Origin of the sequence: Sphingopyxis sp. MWB1 (assembly GCF_000763945.1) — a bacterium.
Taxonomy (GTDB): domain Bacteria; phylum Pseudomonadota; class Alphaproteobacteria; order Sphingomonadales; family Sphingomonadaceae; genus Sphingopyxis.
This window is the reverse complement of the sequence record NZ_JQFJ01000002.1, coordinates 469190-484366: the sequence shown is the minus strand read 5'-3', so window position 1 is coordinate 484366 and position 15177 is coordinate 469190. Positions and strand designations below refer to the sequence as shown.

General features: G+C 63.1%; 15 protein-coding genes. 12 read left to right on the top strand and 3 right to left on the bottom strand.

Features of this window, described 5'->3' with window-relative positions; translation table 11 throughout:
- Position 1 precedes the first annotated feature (1 nt).
- Genes JV18_RS0103155 through JV18_RS0103145 form a run of 3 tightly spaced genes read left to right on the top strand, consistent with a single transcriptional unit; the run spans position 2 to position 3478 of the window.
- On the top strand, positions 2 to 1426 hold the full coding sequence (locus JV18_RS0103155) for an amidohydrolase (protein ID WP_033073382.1): 1425 nt from the start codon (positions 2 to 4) through the stop codon (positions 1424 to 1426).
- Positions 1423 to 2730 carry an amidohydrolase family protein gene (locus tag JV18_RS0103150; protein ID WP_033073381.1) on the top strand — a complete coding sequence of 436 codons (1308 nt, stop codon included), beginning with the start codon at positions 1423 to 1425 and terminating at the stop codon, positions 2728 to 2730. The genes JV18_RS0103155 and JV18_RS0103150 overlap by 4 nt, the downstream gene beginning before the upstream one ends.
- A gap of 46 nt (positions 2731 to 2776) precedes the next feature.
- Positions 2777 to 3478: an NnrU family protein gene (locus JV18_RS0103145; protein WP_033073380.1), complete on the top strand. Its 702-nt coding sequence runs from the start codon at positions 2777 to 2779 to the stop codon at positions 3476 to 3478.
- A 7-nt stretch (positions 3479 to 3485) separates the two neighbouring features.
- Here JV18_RS0103145 and JV18_RS0103140 read toward each other — a convergent pair whose 3' ends face one another.
- The gene (locus JV18_RS0103140) at positions 3486 to 4730 is read right to left on the bottom strand and encodes a dicarboxylate/amino acid:cation symporter (RefSeq protein ID WP_033074882.1); all 1245 of its coding nucleotides are present in this window, start codon (positions 4728 to 4730) and stop codon (positions 3486 to 3488) included.
- A gap of 108 nt (positions 4731 to 4838) precedes the next feature.
- Here JV18_RS0103140 and glmM point away from each other — a divergent pair, with 108 nt between their 5' ends.
- From glmM to JV18_RS0103105, 7 genes are all read left to right on the top strand, one after another.
- Positions 4839 to 6176 carry a phosphoglucosamine mutase gene (gene glmM, locus JV18_RS0103135; RefSeq protein ID WP_033073379.1) on the top strand — a complete coding sequence of 446 codons (1338 nt, stop codon included), beginning with the start codon at positions 4839 to 4841 and terminating at the stop codon, positions 6174 to 6176.
- 1 nt (position 6177) lies between these two features.
- Positions 6178 to 6408, top strand: coding sequence for a DUF1272 domain-containing protein (locus JV18_RS0103130; protein ID WP_033073378.1), 231 nt, complete (start codon positions 6178 to 6180; stop codon positions 6406 to 6408).
- 5 nt (positions 6409 to 6413) lie between these two features.
- A complete protein-coding gene (thiD, locus tag JV18_RS0103125; RefSeq protein ID WP_033073377.1) occupies positions 6414 to 7556 on the top strand; it encodes a bifunctional hydroxymethylpyrimidine kinase/phosphomethylpyrimidine kinase in 1143 nt (380 codons plus the stop codon).
- Positions 7557 to 7588: 32 nt separating this feature from the next.
- A complete protein-coding gene (locus tag JV18_RS0103120) occupies positions 7589 to 8143 on the top strand; it encodes a ribonuclease HII (protein WP_052071694.1) in 555 nt (184 codons plus the stop codon).
- 225 nt (positions 8144 to 8368) lie between these two features.
- Positions 8369 to 9511, top strand: coding sequence for a site-specific DNA-methyltransferase (locus JV18_RS0103115; protein WP_033074880.1), 1143 nt, complete (start codon positions 8369 to 8371; stop codon positions 9509 to 9511).
- Positions 9512 to 9609: 98 nt separating this feature from the next.
- Positions 9610 to 10740 (top strand): dihydropteroate synthase, encoded by a 1131-nt coding sequence (folP, locus tag JV18_RS0103110; RefSeq protein ID WP_033073376.1) that lies wholly within the window; start codon positions 9610 to 9612, stop codon positions 10738 to 10740.
- 118 nt (positions 10741 to 10858) lie between these two features.
- Positions 10859 to 11239 carry a host attachment family protein gene (locus JV18_RS0103105; protein ID WP_033073375.1) on the top strand — a complete coding sequence of 127 codons (381 nt, stop codon included), beginning with the start codon at positions 10859 to 10861 and terminating at the stop codon, positions 11237 to 11239.
- Positions 11240 to 11492: 253 nt separating this feature from the next.
- On the opposite strand, the gene JV18_RS0103100 is transcribed toward JV18_RS0103105, so the two are convergent.
- Complete coding sequence (locus tag JV18_RS0103100) at positions 11493 to 12149, bottom strand: SRPBCC domain-containing protein (RefSeq protein ID WP_052071693.1); 657 nt, start codon at positions 12147 to 12149, stop codon at positions 11493 to 11495.
- A 65-nt stretch (positions 12150 to 12214) separates the two neighbouring features.
- Positions 12215 to 13648: a sigma-54-dependent transcriptional regulator gene (locus tag JV18_RS0103095; RefSeq protein ID WP_033073374.1), complete on the bottom strand. Its 1434-nt coding sequence runs from the start codon at positions 13646 to 13648 to the stop codon at positions 12215 to 12217.
- A 235-nt stretch (positions 13649 to 13883) separates the two neighbouring features.
- On the opposite strand from JV18_RS0103095, the gene JV18_RS0103090 reads away from it, so the two are divergent.
- Positions 13884 to 14009 (top strand): aa3-type cytochrome c oxidase subunit IV, encoded by a 126-nt coding sequence (locus JV18_RS0103090; RefSeq protein ID WP_144243851.1) that lies wholly within the window; start codon positions 13884 to 13886, stop codon positions 14007 to 14009.
- Positions 14010 to 14020: 11 nt separating this feature from the next.
- On the top strand, positions 14021 to 15142 hold the full coding sequence (locus JV18_RS0103085; RefSeq protein ID WP_033073372.1) for an NAD(P) transhydrogenase subunit alpha: 1122 nt from the start codon (positions 14021 to 14023) through the stop codon (positions 15140 to 15142).
- Positions 15143 to 15177: the final 35 nt, after the last annotated feature.

Genomic DNA, 15177 nt, shown 5'->3' with positions numbered 1-15177 from the left:
CATGAAACTTTCGGTAAAGGGCGGCCTTCTGGCCGCCGTTTCGCTCGCCTTTGCCGGCTGTGCGGCGGATGGCGGCGCAGTGGCGTCGGCGGGCGACAAGCCCGCTGCAAAATCGACGGCGAAGGCTGGCGGGGCAGGGGGTTTTGACAAAAACCCTTACCCCTCGACCTATCGCCCCTATCCGGGGCAGCCGACCGCGGTTCGCAATGTCACCATTTTTGATGGTGAGGGCGGCCGGATCGACAATGGCACCATTTTGATGACGGGCGGCAAGGTGACCGCCATTGGCGGCGCCGACCTGCCGATCCCGGCGGATATTGCGGTGTTCGACGGCACGGGGAAATATCTCACCCCCGGCATCATCGATATTCACAGCCATTTGGGCGACTATCCCTCGCCCAGTGTCGATGCCCATTCGGACGGCAATGAGGCGACCTCGCCGACGACGCCCGAAGTGTGGGCGGAGCATAGCGTTTGGCCGCAGGACCCCGGTTTCAGCCGTGCGCTCGCCAATGGCGGCGTCACCGCGCTCCAGATTTTGCCGGGCAGCGCGAATCTGATGGGCGGGCGTTCGATCACGCTCAAAAATGTGCCCTCGCGCACCGTGCAGGGAATGAAATTTCCCGGAGCGCCCTATGGTCTCAAAATGGCGTGCGGCGAAAATCCGAAGCGCGTCTATGGCGGCAAGGGGCGGATGCCCTCGACCCGCATGGGCAATTTCGCGGTCAACCGCCAGACATGGGCGAAGGCGGCGGCTTACAAGAAAAAGCTGGATGAGGGCAAAGCGGTCGACCGCGATCTCGCCATGGAAACGCTCGCGGGCGTTTTGTCGGGCGACATCCTCATCCACAATCACTGCTACCGCGCCGACGAGATGGCGCTCGTCATCGATATGTCAAAGGAGTTTGGCTATAAGGTCTCGACCTTCCACCATGCGGTGGAAAGCTACAAGATTGCCGATCTTCTAGCCAAGGAAGGCATTTGCTCGGCGATGTGGGCCGATTGGTGGGGCTTCAAGATGGAAGCCTATGATGCGGTGAATGAAAATGTCCCGCTGGTTTACAAGGCGGGCGCCTGCACCATCGTCCATTCGGACGACGCCAACCAGATCCAGCGGCTCAATCAGGAAGCGGCAAAGGCGCTCGCTGCCGGACGCCGCATGGGCATGGAGATCAGCGATGCCGAGGCCTGGACCTGGCTGTCGCTTAACCCGGCAAAAGCGCTGGGTATCGGCGAGCAGACCGGCAGCCTGAAGCCCGGTAAAATGGCCGATGTCGTGCTGTGGAATGGCAATCCCTTCAGCGTCTATACGCGGCCCGAGAAAGTGTGGATCGACGGCGCGATGATGTATGATGCGATGAACCCGCAGCGGCGCCCGGTCAGCGACTTTGAACTGGGGCAGCCCGGTGAGGGAGATGTGAAATGATGCGCGCACTTCTTCTTTCCGCCGCCGCCATGATCGCGGCGGCAACGCCCGCCGCGGCGCAGAATGTCGCCATCACCAATGCCAAGCTGGTTATCGGCGACGGAAGCGCGCCCATAGAGGGTGGCACTGTCGTCATTCGCGGCGGCAAGGTTGTTGCTGCCGGTGCCGGTGTTGCGGTCCCGGCAGGGGTCGAGCAGGTCGATGCCGCGGGCCGCTGGGTTACGCCGGGCCTTGTCGCGGCGTTCAGCCGCGTCGGCCTCACCGAAGTCGATGCCGTCGGCGGAACCAACGATCGGTCGGCGACGCGCAGCCGCTTTTCGGCGGGGCTCGATATCGCGCCCGCGCTCAACCCCATGGGCTCGCCCGTCGCGGTCAATCGCGGCGCCGGCATCACCCGCGCCATTGTCGCACCGGGCAGCAGCAGCAGCCTGTTCGCGGGGCAGGGCGCAGTGGTCGATCTAGGCGATGATATGGATATGATCACCCGCCCGCGCGCACTGCAGTTCGTCGCCTTTGGCGAAACGGGCGCGGCCAAGGCGGGGGGAAGCCGCGCGGCGACCTTCCTCCTCTTTCGTGAACAACTGCTCGCGGCGCGCAGCTATGCGCGCGGCGGTGCAGCGCTCGCTGAATGGGGCAATGATGCGATGCTCCAGCGCGCCGATGTCGAGGCATTGGGCCGCGTGATCGACGGCACGACGCCGCTGTTCGTCCGCGTCGACCGCGCCGCCGATATTTTGAACGTTCTGAAACTCAAGGATGATTTCCCTGCGATCAAGCTGGTGCTGGTCGGCGCGACCGACGGCTGGCTGGTGGCGCCGCAAATCGCCGCTGCAAATGTGCCGGTCATCCTTTCGCCGCTCAGCGATCTGCCCGACAGCTTCGAGCGGCTCGCCGCGACCCAGTCGAACGCAGGGCGGCTCAAGGCGGCGGGTGTCGATGTCTCGGTCGGCGTTTTCGACGATGATGATGCGCATAAAATGGGTTATGCAACCCAATATGCGGGCAATCTGGTGGCGCTGACCCGGGTTCCGGGCGCGAGCGGGCTCGACTGGAATCAGGCCTTTGCCGCAATCACCAGCGCGCCCGCGCGCAGTGTCGGGATGGAAGCGAGCATCGGCTCGCTGCGTCCGGGGCGCGTCGGTGATGTGGTGATATGGGACAAGGACCCGCTGGAACTGGGTAGCCGCCCGACTGCGATCTGGATCGACGGCAAGCCCCAATCGCTGACGACCCGGCAGGACCGGCTTCGCGAGCGCTATCTGACGCCGCAGGAGGGGGCCTTGCCCAAAGCCTATGACCGTTAGGGTTAAACTCACCGACGGGGATGAAGCCCCCGCATAAGGAGCGCCGATGGAGCCGATAAATCTGCTGATCGTCACATGTGCGCTTTTTGTCGGCTCGCATTTCCTCCTCTCGCACCCGTTGCGCGCACCGCTGGTTGCGCAGCTGGGCGAGGGAGGGTTTCGCATCGTCTATTCGATCATCGCCATCGCAACGCTGATCATGCTCGTTCAGGCGTGGCGGGGCGTTCCTGCCGAAGTACCGCTATGGGCCGTAGGCGACCCGCTGTGGGCGGTGGCTACGGCGATCATGCTGTTTGCGAGCATATTGTTCATGGGCTCGCTCATCGGCAACCCAGCGCTCCCGACGCCCGCCGCGCCCAAAATCGCCCAAGCGGCGCCGCGCGGCGTCTATGCGGTCACCCGCCATCCGATGATGTGGGCTTTTGCCTTATGGGGTCTGGCCCATGCGATGGTGGTGCCGACGCCCTCGCAATTCATCCTGTCAGGCGCCATCGCCCTCCTCGCACTCGGCGGATCGGCGGGGCAGGATCATAAAAAGGCGCGGTTGATGGGCGATTGCTGGCGTCACTGGTCGGCGCGTACCAGCTTCATGCCCTTCGGCCGCCAATTGTCGGGCATCACGCCTTGGGGCGATACCATCCCGCGCGGCCATGCGCTGTTCGGCGGTATCGCCCTGTGGCTCGCCGCCACCTGGGGGCATGGCGCGCTCGGCTATATGGCGGCGGGCCTCTGGCGCTGGCTGGGATAAACGGCTTCTAGGCGGACGCTGCTTCTTCGTCCTTCACCCCGTCGGCGGCATATTTGGTCACCGCGACATTGGCGATGACATTGCCGAGCGTGCGGAAAATATCGGGGAAGGTTTCCACTGCGACCAGCAGCCCCAGCGGCGCGACCGGCACCCCCATGGATACGGCGATCGGCGCGATCGAGGTTACAAAGCTGATCGAACCGGGCAGGCTCACCGCACTCAGCGCCGCCGCCATCGCCACCGCGAGGCCGACCGCCATTTCCCAGATGGTAAGCTCCAGTCCGAACAGCCAGGCGATATAGACGACCACGGCCAAATTCATCGCCGTGCTGGTAAAACGATAAAGCGCCACCGCGAGTGGCAGTACGATATCGGCTTTTTTCGGATCGACCCCCAGCGTCCCAGCCGCGCCGAGCATGGCAGGCAGGCTGGCGAGCGAGCTTTGCGTCGAAATGGCCACGGCCAGCGTCGGCACCATCGCCTTGGCAAAGCGCGGCAGCGAGAGACCCACGACCGCCCAGGCGAGGAGCAGCGCAAGCAAGATCACGCAAATGCCAATCCCCGACACGATCAGCACATAATGGAGAAGGCCGCCAAAGGCCGCAAAACCCGCTTTGACCGCCAGCGCGTAGCCCAGCGCAAAGACCCCAAAGGGCGCGAGCGCCAAGACCCAGCCGATCACGATCAGCATCGCATCACCCAGCGCCTTGAAAAAACCAGACAAGGTGGCGCGCTGCTCGGGGGCCAGCCGCGTGATGGCAAAGGCAAAGACGGTCGTGAAAATGATAAGCGGCAGCACGGCTGTGTCAGCGGCTGCCGCGATGGGATTGGTAGGGATCAGCGACAGCAGGAAATCGGAAAAGCTGGGGGAATTCGCCGCTTCGCTTGCGCCGCCCAATCCGTCACGCAGCGCCGCCGCCGCACTGGATGAAAGCGGGAATAGCCGAAGCAGCACCGGTGTCATCACCAGCGACATCAACCCCGACAGAAAAATGGTGACCAGGAAAATCGCCACGGCCCGTGCCGCCAGCGACCCGGCGCGGGCGGCGTCGGCGGTGGCGGTGATTCCGGTAATGAGCAGCGCGACGATCAGGGGAATGATCGTCATTTTCAGGGCGTTGAGCCACAATATGCCAAAGGGTTCGATAAAGGGCAGCGATGCCGTCCCCGCGCCGGGCGATGCCGCTTCGATCCCGGCACCCAGCAGCATTCCCGCCACCAGCGCCGACAGGATGATCCATGCCGATTTCACGTTCAATTCCCCCGGCCAACTTGCCAAGCCACGGAGGCTGACCTAGGGCCGTCGCGACAGCCGGGCCGGGCCTCCACCCTGTTTTCGGCTCTAGGTAGCGGGGATGACATGCGCAAGTTTTTCGGAACGGACGGAATTCGCGGTCTCACCAATCAATCGCCGATGACGGCGGAGGTTGCGATGCGGGTCGGGATGGCGGCAGGCGCCCATTTTGTGCGCGGCCAGCATAAACATCGCGTCGTGATCGGCAAGGATACGCGCCTGTCAGGCTATATGATCGAAAATGCGCTTGTCGCGGGTTTCACCAGCGTCGGGATGGACGTAGTACAGGTCGGCCCCATGCCGACCCCGGCGGTGGCGATGCTCACCCAGTCGATGCGCGCCGACCTTGGCGTGATGATTTCGGCCAGCCACAATCCCTTTCACGATAACGGCATAAAATTGTTTGGACCCGATGGGTATAAATTGTCGGACGAGGATGAGATGCAGATCGAAGCGCTGCTGGGCGCCTCGCCGCGGCTCGCCGCGCCCGACCAGATCGGCCGCGCCAAGCGGATCGAGGATGCGCGCGGTCGCTATATCCATGCGGTCAAGCAAAGCCTGCCGGGGGACATAAGGCTCGACGGGCTGAAAATGGTGATCGATTGCGCCAATGGGGCTGCCTATAACAGCGCGCCGACCGTATTCTGGGAATTGGGCGCCGACCTCATCCCCCTGGGCGTCGAACCCAATGGCACCAATATCAATGATCGCTGCGGCTCGACCGCGCCGGCGGCGTTGCAGGATACGGTGGTCGCCAGCGGTGCGCATGTCGGCGTGGCGCTTGACGGCGACGCCGACCGGTTGATCATCGTCGATGAAAAGGGCGCGATTGTCGATGGCGACCAGATCATGGGGCTGATTGGCGCGAGCTGGGCGCGGCAGGGCCGCCTGAAAGGCGGCGGCGTTGTCGCGACCGTCATGTCCAATCTGGGTCTGGAGCGCTTTCTGAAGGGAGAGGGATTGCGGCTGGAGCGCACCAAGGTCGGTGACCGCTATGTCCTTGAACGGATGCGCCAGGGCGGTTTCAATGTCGGCGGTGAACAGTCGGGACATATGATCCTCTCCGACCATGCGACCACCGGCGATGGCACGCTGGCCGCGCTGCATGTGCTCGCCGAGCTGGTGCGGACGGGCAAGGCGGCGAGCGAATTGCTCCATCAATTTGACGCGGTGCCCCAATTGCTGAAAAATGTGCGCTTCGAAAAGGGGGCGCCGCTCGAAGATCCGGCGGTCAAGGCCGCCATTGCAGAAGGGGAGGCGGAGCTTGCGAACCGTGGCCGTCTGGTCATTCGGGCCTCGGGCACCGAACCTCTCATCCGCGTCATGGCCGAAGGCGATGATGCGGCTCAAGTGGAACGCATCGTTGACATGGTCTGCGATGCCGTAAGAAAGGCAGTTTCCTGATATGTTAGAAATGCGACCCGATTGCGAGCGTTGCGGGTGCGATCTGCCTGCGGATAAGCATGGCGCCTTCATCTGTTCGCTGGAATGCACCTTCTGCGCGAAATGCGCAGATCGGCTGGACGAACTTTGCCCCAATTGCGGCGGCGACCTGCTTGATCGCCCGATGCGCGCCGGGCCCACGCTTGCGCGTTTCCCGGCTTCGGACGAACGCCGTCATCCGGGCGCGCGCTGAACGCCATGACGGCGCGCGTATTGATCGTCGCCGGCTCTGATAGTGGCGGCGGAGCGGGAATACAGGCCGATATAAAGGCGGTAACGATGCTGGGCGGTCATGCAATGACCGCCATCACCGCCATCACCGCGCAAAATACGCGCGAAGTCACCGCCGTCCATCCGGTCCCGACCGAGATGGTCATGGCGCAGATTGACGCGGTCGTTTCGGACATTGGCGTCGACGCGGTCAAGATCGGCATGATCGGCTCGCCCGACACCGCCATGGCGCTTGCGGAACGGTTGCAGCGCCCCGACATGTCAGGCGCCGCTGTGGTGTTCGATCCGGTGATGATCACCACCAGCGGGGCGGCGCTTGCCGACCCCGGCACGGTGACGGCTTTCGGGGCGCTGATGCGCCGCGCCGCGGTCGCCACGCCCAATCTTGACGAACTCAAGGCCCTTGGCGGCGAAGAGGCCATCTTGGCGCATGGCTGTGCCTTGCTCGTCAAGGGCGGCCATGCCGAGGGCGAAATGGTCATCGACCGGCTGCTCGAACGCGAAGCAGGCGAGGTCGCGCGCTGGGAAGCGCCCCGGATCCATACGCCGCACATGCACGGCACCGGCTGCACGCTCGCCAGCGCCATCGCGACGGGGCTTGCCGACGGCATGCCGCTGGAACCTGCCATCGCCCGCGCCCGCGATTTTGTGCGTCTGGCGCTGCATGATGCACCGGGGCTGGGGAGCGGCCATGGACCGATGGGACATCAAAAGGTTCGCAATGACGGGTTGTTTACCGGGCCTGCGCTCAACCAGATCAGCCTGCCCGCGCAAGACTATGCGGCATCGGTCGCCTTTTACCGCCAATTGGGCCTGACCCAGATCGTCGATAGTCCCGACAAGGGCTATGCGCGTTTTGAGGCGGCGAACGGCGTCACCTTGTCGGTCCACGTCGGCGCGGGTGAGGCAGGCGGCGCGATCACCTATCTGGAATCGGGCGCGCTCGACGCCTGGGTCGCCTATCTCGCCCGGCGCGGGGTGCGTTTCGAGCATATGCCGCGCGATGAAAGCTGGGGCTGGCGCGAGGCGCGGTTGAACGACCCGGCGGGCAATATTCTCTGTCTGTTTCAGGCCGCCGAATATCGGCGTTACCCGCCGTGGCGCATATGATGGCGCCTATGACTGCGTCCGTGAGGACGCCCATGATCGCCGGGGTCGATGAGGCCGGGCGCGGCCCGTTGGCAGGGCCGGTCGTCGCTGCGGCCGTGATCCTCTGCGAAGGCGGTATCCCTGGTCTCGACGACAGCAAGAAGCTCTCACCCAAGCGCCGGGCGGCGCTGGAGGAAGACATAAAGGCGCGCTGCCGCTGGGCCGTGGGATTGGCGAGCGTCGAGGAAATTGACCGGCTCAATATCCTGCAGGCGACTTTCCTTGCCATGACCCGCGCGGTCGAGGCGCTGGGCAGCGAACCCGGAGAAGTCCTTGTCGACGGCAACCGGCTGCCGAGCTGGCGCTATCCCGCGCGCGCAATTGTCGGGGGCGACGCGCTTCACCCCTGTATCTCGGCAGCCAGCATCATTGCCAAGGAACATCGCGACCATCTGATGAAAGCCGCTGCGCGCGATTATCCCGCTTTCGGGTGGGACCGAAACATGGGCTATGGCACGCGCGAGCATATGGCGGCGCTTCGTGAACATGGCCCCACGCCCCACCACCGCCACAGTTTCGCTCCCGTCGCGCAGATGCAACTGGTCTGAGCGCCCGCGGGCGCGAAAAAGCGAAAAATATTTGCCGGTGAGTCCACAAGATCACACCACTATGGGTTGAGTCCATCCCGCGCCCGCGACTCCATATGTCGTGCCAGACTCCTTTCGTTCTCCTCCGGCAGGTCCGCCGACATCGCTCGGCTCCCGCGACTCGTGCTTGACTGCCGAGTCGCAAGGATTCATCATGGCGCTGTCGAAGCAAATTGAGGAATGAAAATGGGCGTCATGGAACGGGTCAAGCTACCGGCGAAAAAGGCGTCGGCCAAGGCGAGTCCGACGCCAGCCAATCTGCCGCTGGACAAGATTCTGCAGGGCGACTGCATTGAAATGATGCGTTCGCTTCCTGCCGCGTCGGTCGATATGATCTTCGCCGACCCGCCCTATAATCTGCAGCTGGGCGGCGATCTGCATCGCCCCGATGGCAGCCAGGTCGATGCGGTCAATGATCATTGGGACAAGTTCGACAGTCTCGCCGTTTATGACCGCTTTACGCATGCGTGGCTCAAGGAAGCGCGGCGCATCCTGAAACCCAATGGCAGCATCTGGGTAATCGGCAGCTATCATAATATTTTCCGCGTCGGCACTGCGCTTCAGGACAATGGCTATTGGATTCTCAACGACATTGTCTGGCGCAAGGCAAACCCGATGCCCAATTTCAAGGGAACGCGCTTCACCAATGCCCATGAAACGCTCATATGGGCGTCGATGGGCGAAAAATCGCGCTATACCTTTAATTACCGCGCGATGAAGACGTTGAACGACGAACTTCAGATGCGTTCGGACTGGCTCATTCCCATTTGCGCGGGGCAGGAACGGCTGAAAAAGGGCGGGCACAAGGTCCATCCGACGCAAAAGCCCGAAGCCTTGCTCTACCGTGTACTCCTCGCCTGCTCAAACCCCGGCGATGTGATCCTCGACCCTTTTTTCGGAACCGGCACCACCGGCGCCGTCGCCAAGCGGCTGGGCCGCCACTATATTGGTATCGAGCGCGAGGACGATTATATCGCCGCCGCGAAAGAGCGCATCGAAATGGCGCTTCCGCTCGATGAAAGCACAATCAAGACGATGATGGCGCCCAAGGCGGCAACGCGCGTCGCCTTTGGCACGCTGGTCGAATGCGGCATGATTGCGCCGGGAACCTTGCTCACCGATAGCAAGCGCCGCTGGAAAGCGCGCGTCCGGGTCGACGGCAGCCTCGACTGCGAAGGCCAGGCCGCGGGTTCGATCCATAAAATCGGCGCTGCCGTGCAAAACGCGCCCAGCTGCAACGGCTGGACCTTCTGGCACATAGACGATGGGCAGCAATTGCGGGTCATCGACGCCGTTCGCCAAGACTGGCTTCTCGCCAACGAAGCGTAGCGCATAACGTCCTTGCGAGCATAGCGAAGCAATCCAGAATCGCGTAAGCCACCCGGAACTGCTTCTCGACGCTGGCAACGACCGACAAAGGAAGCGCCATGTTTGCCCCCCTGACCAAGCGCGATTTCGCTTCAGCCTCAACGGCTGCGCGCCTTTACCTGCGCCCCACCGCCTTCATCGATCGCCCGCATGAGCTGGATGATGCCTGCCTGCGGATCGCCGACACGATGCTCTGGTTTGCAGCTTGGCATATCAGCTTGCGCGACGGCGCCCACATCCGCTCGGCCGTTGTCGCAGTGCCCGATCTCGACGAGTGGATCGTTGCTATGCCCGACGCGCTGGCTGAAGGGGCAGGTGCCCAGCGCGCTGCGCTCGCTCACCCTCGCGGCGCGCTCCAATTGGGCGACCGCACCATCCGCCTCGCCGAGCCTCAGATCATGGGGATATTGAACATAACCCCCGACAGCTTCTCCGACGGAGGCAAGCATATCGATGCCGCTGCGGCCATCGACGCCGGCTTTGCCATGGGGGCGGCGGGGGCGGCCATCGTCGACGTGGGCGGCGAATCGACCCGGCCCGGCGCGGAAACGCTGTGGGAAGGCGATGAGATCAAGCGGATCGAACCCGTGGTCGCCGCATTGGCCAAGGGCGGCGTGGCGGTCTCGGTCGATACGCGCAAGGCTGCGGTGATGGAGGCGGCGCTTGCCGCCGGGGCCGGCGTGATCAACGATATCTCCGCGCTGCGTTATGACGATCGCGCGCTGGAGTTGATGGCGGCATCATCCTGCCCCATCATTCTGATGCATGCGCCCTCAGCAGGATCAAACCCGCATGAAGGCGGCGATTATGTCCATGCGCTCTTCGATGTTTACGACATGCTGGCAGAGCGGATTGCGGCGTGCGAAGCGGCGGGAATCGCGCGGAGCCGCCTCATCCTCGATCCGGGCATCGGCTTCGGCAAAGGCGTGGGCGAGAATCTCGATCTGCTGAATGGCCTTGCGCTTTTCCACACGCTGGGCTGCCCACTGCTTTTCGCGGCGAGCCGCAAGCGACTGATCGGCGCGCTCGACAATGAAGCCCCGGCGGATGCGCGGCTGGGCGGCAGTATTGCGCTTCACTATCAGGCCGCGGACCGCGGTGCGCAATTGCTGCGCGTTCACGATGTGCCCGAAACGCGGCAGGCGCTTCGCATGTGGCGGGCGCTGCGCGATGCTGCGCTGACCCGCTAGCGCATCTTCATCGCTGTTTCGTCTTTCTCGCGCGTGGCGGGCAACTTCGCGCGCGCACCATGCGTCTCCCTGATAAGAAGGGCGCCCTGTCGCGCCCATATTGGTCAAGGAGAGAGGGATGAAAATTCCGCATGATACCCATGTAGCCGTCGCCGATGGACAGCGTTTCGTGCTTTTCCGTAACGATGGGGACGAGGATATTCTGAACCTCGTCGATGCCGATAGTCCGACGGTTTCGGACAGCAATCGCAGCGGGGCCAATCCCGAGCCGCAGGATCTGGATGAGCGCGGCCATGCCGCTGGCGTTGCCGAGTTTTTGAACCAGCAAGTGCTCACCCACGCCATCGAGCGCCTGCTCATCGTTGCCGATCCGCAGACTTTGGGCGTGATGCGCGATCATTATCATGGTGAGTTACAAAAGCGCCTGGTGGGAGAGCTTCCCAAGACGCTCACCAATGTTGATACGCAGCAGATTGAACAGGCTATCGCCGCCGCCTAATCCCGGTCATTCTCCACGCGCGGCCTAGGTAGCCAGCGCTTCGAGTTTCGGTTCCACTGCTGCCGTCGAAAATGTGGACCCAGGCGGCGATCTCGTCGAACCGTTCGGGCGCTACGGCATAGATGCGGCGGCGCCCTCGGTGTGCATGTTAGCAAAGCCGCTTTCGCGCAAAATACGCAAATGCTGGACCGCGGCTTGGCTGATCCCGAATTCGGCGGAAAGAAGATCGACGACCACGCGCGATGAAAGGGGCTTATCGCTCGCGCGGCATTTCCCCGGTATAGAAGGCGGCGGCATTGGCGCCCGCCTCGCGCGCTGCCTCCACCGCGGTGCCATAGGCGATGGAGGTTTCCACCCAGGCGTCGCTGATGCTGGCGATAAAGCGCTGGCCTTCAGCGCTGGGGATCCAGGCATCCGCTTGGGCAGGATCGACCAATCCCCCGCTGCTCAGGTGCAGTCCGAGGATCAGCAGAGTCAGGTCCCAGCCGATTCCGGCGCCGCCCGGACCGAAACGACCCCAGAAATCATTCGACTGCGCGGTTGAGGGCGCAATATGGCGCAGGTTCAGCCGCGTGCGATCGGCACCCAATTTTTCCAGTTCGACAATGATCCAGCTCAGCTGCGCGCCATATTCCCATGTCGCGGCAAAACGGCGCGGCGGGATACATTCGTTTATCGTGCCGTGGGCATTGTCTTTCAGTTGATAATGGCCGCCAAGCCTCAATTCGCCACTGATGGGGCGCATCCAGCGTCCGATCCGTTCCGGATCGCTTATGGCGTTCCACAAATCCTCGATATCGGTCTCATAATTGCGGCACATGATGGTCGCGCGGGCGGCGACGCCATCATGCGTAACATTCTTGACCCCGCGAATGGTCATATGTTCGTGGTCATCGCTTGGAAACTGCATTGATCAACCCCTTCGCTAGCGCCGGCGAAGCATAGTCATTCCACAACTAAGTCCATATTTACAGGTCAGGCAGCGGTGTCGATTCCCAGATCGCTCAGCTTGCGATAAAGGGTCGAACGCCCGATACCCAGCCGCCGCGCGACTTCGCTCATTCGGCCCCGGTAATGGCCGATGGCGAGGCGGATGACATCGGCTTCAATATCTTCCAGCGGGCGCAAATTGCCGTCGGGCAGGTAAAGTGTCACGCCAATGGCTTCGCCATTGATCGCCACCTGGGCATCACTCGTCGCGCCGACGCCTCCGAGCGCGCCGTCGATTGCCGGAAAATCAGCCGCCGTAAGCACGCCCGTTGCACTGGCAACCGCCGCGCGGAACAGCACATCCTGAAGCTGCCGAACATTGCCGGGCCAGGCATAGGCGGCGAGCAGGCGCAAGGCATCGTCGGTAATGCCGATCTGGCTCATCCCGGGAAGCCCGCTGATGCGGTTGAGCAGGTGCCGGGTAAGCGGGCCGACATCGCCGCGCCGCTCGCTCAGCGACGGAAGCGTCAGATGCGCGGCCGACAGGGCGTAGTAGAGGTCTTCGCGGAAGTGTCCCGCCTCGATCAGCTTGTCGAGCGGGCTGGCGCTGGTCGCGATGATCCGCACATCGACGCTTTGCCGGATCGCGCCGCCGATCATCTGCACTTCGCCGCTGTTCAGAAATTCGACGAGCTGCGCCTGCGTGTCGAGCGGGATGCATTCGACATGGTCGATGATGATGCTGCCGCCATCGGCCTGGACCAATCGCCCGATCTGCCGGTCAAAAGCCCCCGCAAAGGCGCCGCGTTCATGGCCGAACAAGCCCGATCCGATCAGGCCGGGCGAAACCGCCGAACAATCGACCATCACCAGCGGGGCGCGGGCGCGCGGGCTGGCGCTGTGAATAGCGCGGGCGAACACTTCCTTGCCCGTGCCGGGACGTCCATTGATCAGCACCGGAACGCGGGCGCGTGCGGCCTTGGCGGCAATGGCCAGCGCGCTGCGGAAATTCGGGCTGGACCCGATAATCTCTTCGAAGGCGAGCGGCGCGCGCAGCTTTTCAGTCAGCGGGCGGAGTTCATCCTGCGGACCATCGGGGGTGATGATACGCTCGATGGCGCCCAGCAGCCGGTCGGGAGCAATCGGCTTCTGCACAAAATCATTGGCGCCCGCACGCATGGCGGCGACCGCTACTTCAACCCCGTTGCGCATGGTCACGACGATAACGGGCAGAGCGGGGCGCCAGCGGCGCAGCTCGGCGATAAAGGCGGGAAGGGGCGTTCCCGGCGCGCCTTGATCGACAAGCACGGCGTCGAGCGTCATGCCTTCCTGCGTCCCAAGCTTGGCGAGCGCGGTGTCGGTGTCGCCCACCGCCACGCTGCGCCAGCCCCCGCGCGCGATCAGCGCCGAAAGGAAACGCTGCTGCGCCGGCTCGCTGTCGACGATCATCACGGTGCGGATATCGCGCGAACTAGCCATGAACCTGAATTTGCCCCTTGCGCCGCTCAAAACCGGATATGGTGGAATGCGATGCATAGAGGGCGAGGGGTAAAGGGGCGATTAAGGCCAAAGCGAAACTTGGCCGCCCGCAATTTTTTTGCGCACAAACCGCTATTGAGCCTAGGCAACGGCATGGCTAAGACCAGATTGATATCCGATTCTGACTAGGCACAGCCTTGCGCCAGTCGGGCCGACCAAAAGATAAAGGGGAAAAATGATGGCGGATCAGCAGATGAAAGCTGCAAATGATACTTATGCTGGCTTTCTCACCATGCTCAAATTCGGCACGGTCGCGACGGTGATCATCGCCGCATTCGTTGTTCTCCTGTTAGCGTCCTGATCGTTCCCGCCATGCGCATCGCTGTGCTGAAAGAGCTCGCTGCAGGCGAGACTCGTGTTGCCGCTACGCCGGAAACGGTCAAAAAATTTATCGCGCTTGGCGCAGAGGTCGCGGTTGAAACCGGGGCGGGGGAGCAAGCTTCGGTCGCCGATGCCGATTACAGCGCGGCCGGCGCACATGTCAGAAGCCGCGCCGAGGTGCTCAAGGGCGCCAACATCATCCTCGCCATCCAGGGACCCGATCCCAAAGGGCTGAAGGGCTTTGCCGAAGGCGCCTGGCTTGCGGCGGGGCTCAACCCCTTTGGCGAGCGCGCACGGGTTGATGAATATGCCAAGCTGGGGCTGGAAGCGCTGGCGATGGAATTCATGCCGCGCATCACGCGCGCGCAGTCGATGGATATTTTGTCCAGCCAGGCCAATCTGGCGGGTTACAAGGCGGTGCTGATGGCAGCCAACGCCTATGGCCGTGCCTTCCCGATGATGATGACCGCCGCCGGAACCGTCAGTGCGGCCAAGGCTTTTGTCATGGGCGTCGGCGTCGCGGGGCTTCAGGCCATCGCCACCGCCCGCCGCCTCGGCGCACAGGTCAGCGCGACCGATGTGCGTTCAGCGACCAAGGAACAGATACTCAGCCTGGGCGCAAAGCCGATCTTCGTCGAAAATGTCGCGGGGATCGAGGGCGAGGGCGCTGGCGGCTATGCCACCGAAATGTCCGATGAATATAAGGCGGCGCAGGCTGAACTTGTGTCCTCGCACATCGCCAAACAGGATATCGTCATCACCACTGCGCTCATTCCGGGGCGCCCCGCGCCGCGCTTGATTACAGATGCTCAGCTTGCGACGATGCGAAGCGGCAGTGTGATCGTCGATATGGCGGCCGAAAGCGGCGGCAATGTCGAAGGGTCGGCGCCGGGCGAAACAAAGCGCATCCACGGCGTCACCGTAATCGGTGCACGCAATATCGCGGCGTTGATGCCCGCCGATACCAGCGCGCTCTTCAGTCGCAACCTCTTCAACTTCCTTTCCGCCTTTTGGGACAAGGAAGCGGGCAAACCCGTGCTCGACGAGGAAATCGGCAATGCCGTCCGGCTGACGCAGGGCGGAAAGGTTGTGAACGAACGTTTGCTGGGCTGACGAGGAGGGCGTCGTCAGCACTCGCCTTTTTGCAT

Coding starts and splice junctions, on each gene's coding strand:
- JV18_RS0103145 (WP_033073380.1), top strand. CDS start 2,777: ATGGAGCCGATAAATCTGCTGATCGTCACATGTGCGCTTTTTGTCGGC.
- JV18_RS0103155 (WP_033073382.1), top strand. CDS start 2: ATGAAACTTTCGGTAAAGGGCGGCCTTCTGGCCGCCGTTTCGCTCGCC.
- JV18_RS0103090 (WP_144243851.1), top strand. CDS start 13,884: ATGATGGCGGATCAGCAGATGAAAGCTGCAAATGATACTTATGCTGGC.
- JV18_RS0103105 (WP_033073375.1), top strand. CDS start 10,859: ATGAAAATTCCGCATGATACCCATGTAGCCGTCGCCGATGGACAGCGT.
- thiD (WP_033073377.1), top strand. CDS start 6,414: ATGACGGCGCGCGTATTGATCGTCGCCGGCTCTGATAGTGGCGGCGGA.
- JV18_RS0103085 (WP_033073372.1), top strand. CDS start 14,021: ATGCGCATCGCTGTGCTGAAAGAGCTCGCTGCAGGCGAGACTCGTGTT.
- glmM (WP_033073379.1), top strand. CDS start 4,839: ATGCGCAAGTTTTTCGGAACGGACGGAATTCGCGGTCTCACCAATCAA.
- JV18_RS0103130 (WP_033073378.1), top strand. CDS start 6,178: ATGTTAGAAATGCGACCCGATTGCGAGCGTTGCGGGTGCGATCTGCCT.
- JV18_RS0103095 (WP_033073374.1), bottom strand. CDS start 13,648: ATGGCTAGTTCGCGCGATATCCGCACCGTGATGATCGTCGACAGCGAG.
- JV18_RS0103120 (WP_052071694.1), top strand. CDS start 7,589: ATGATCGCCGGGGTCGATGAGGCCGGGCGCGGCCCGTTGGCAGGGCCG.
- JV18_RS0103115 (WP_033074880.1), top strand. CDS start 8,369: ATGGGCGTCATGGAACGGGTCAAGCTACCGGCGAAAAAGGCGTCGGCC.
- JV18_RS0103150 (WP_033073381.1), top strand. CDS start 1,423: ATGATGCGCGCACTTCTTCTTTCCGCCGCCGCCATGATCGCGGCGGCA.
- JV18_RS0103100 (WP_052071693.1), bottom strand. CDS start 12,149: ATGCAGTTTCCAAGCGATGACCACGAACATATGACCATTCGCGGGGTC.
- folP (WP_033073376.1), top strand. CDS start 9,610: ATGTTTGCCCCCCTGACCAAGCGCGATTTCGCTTCAGCCTCAACGGCT.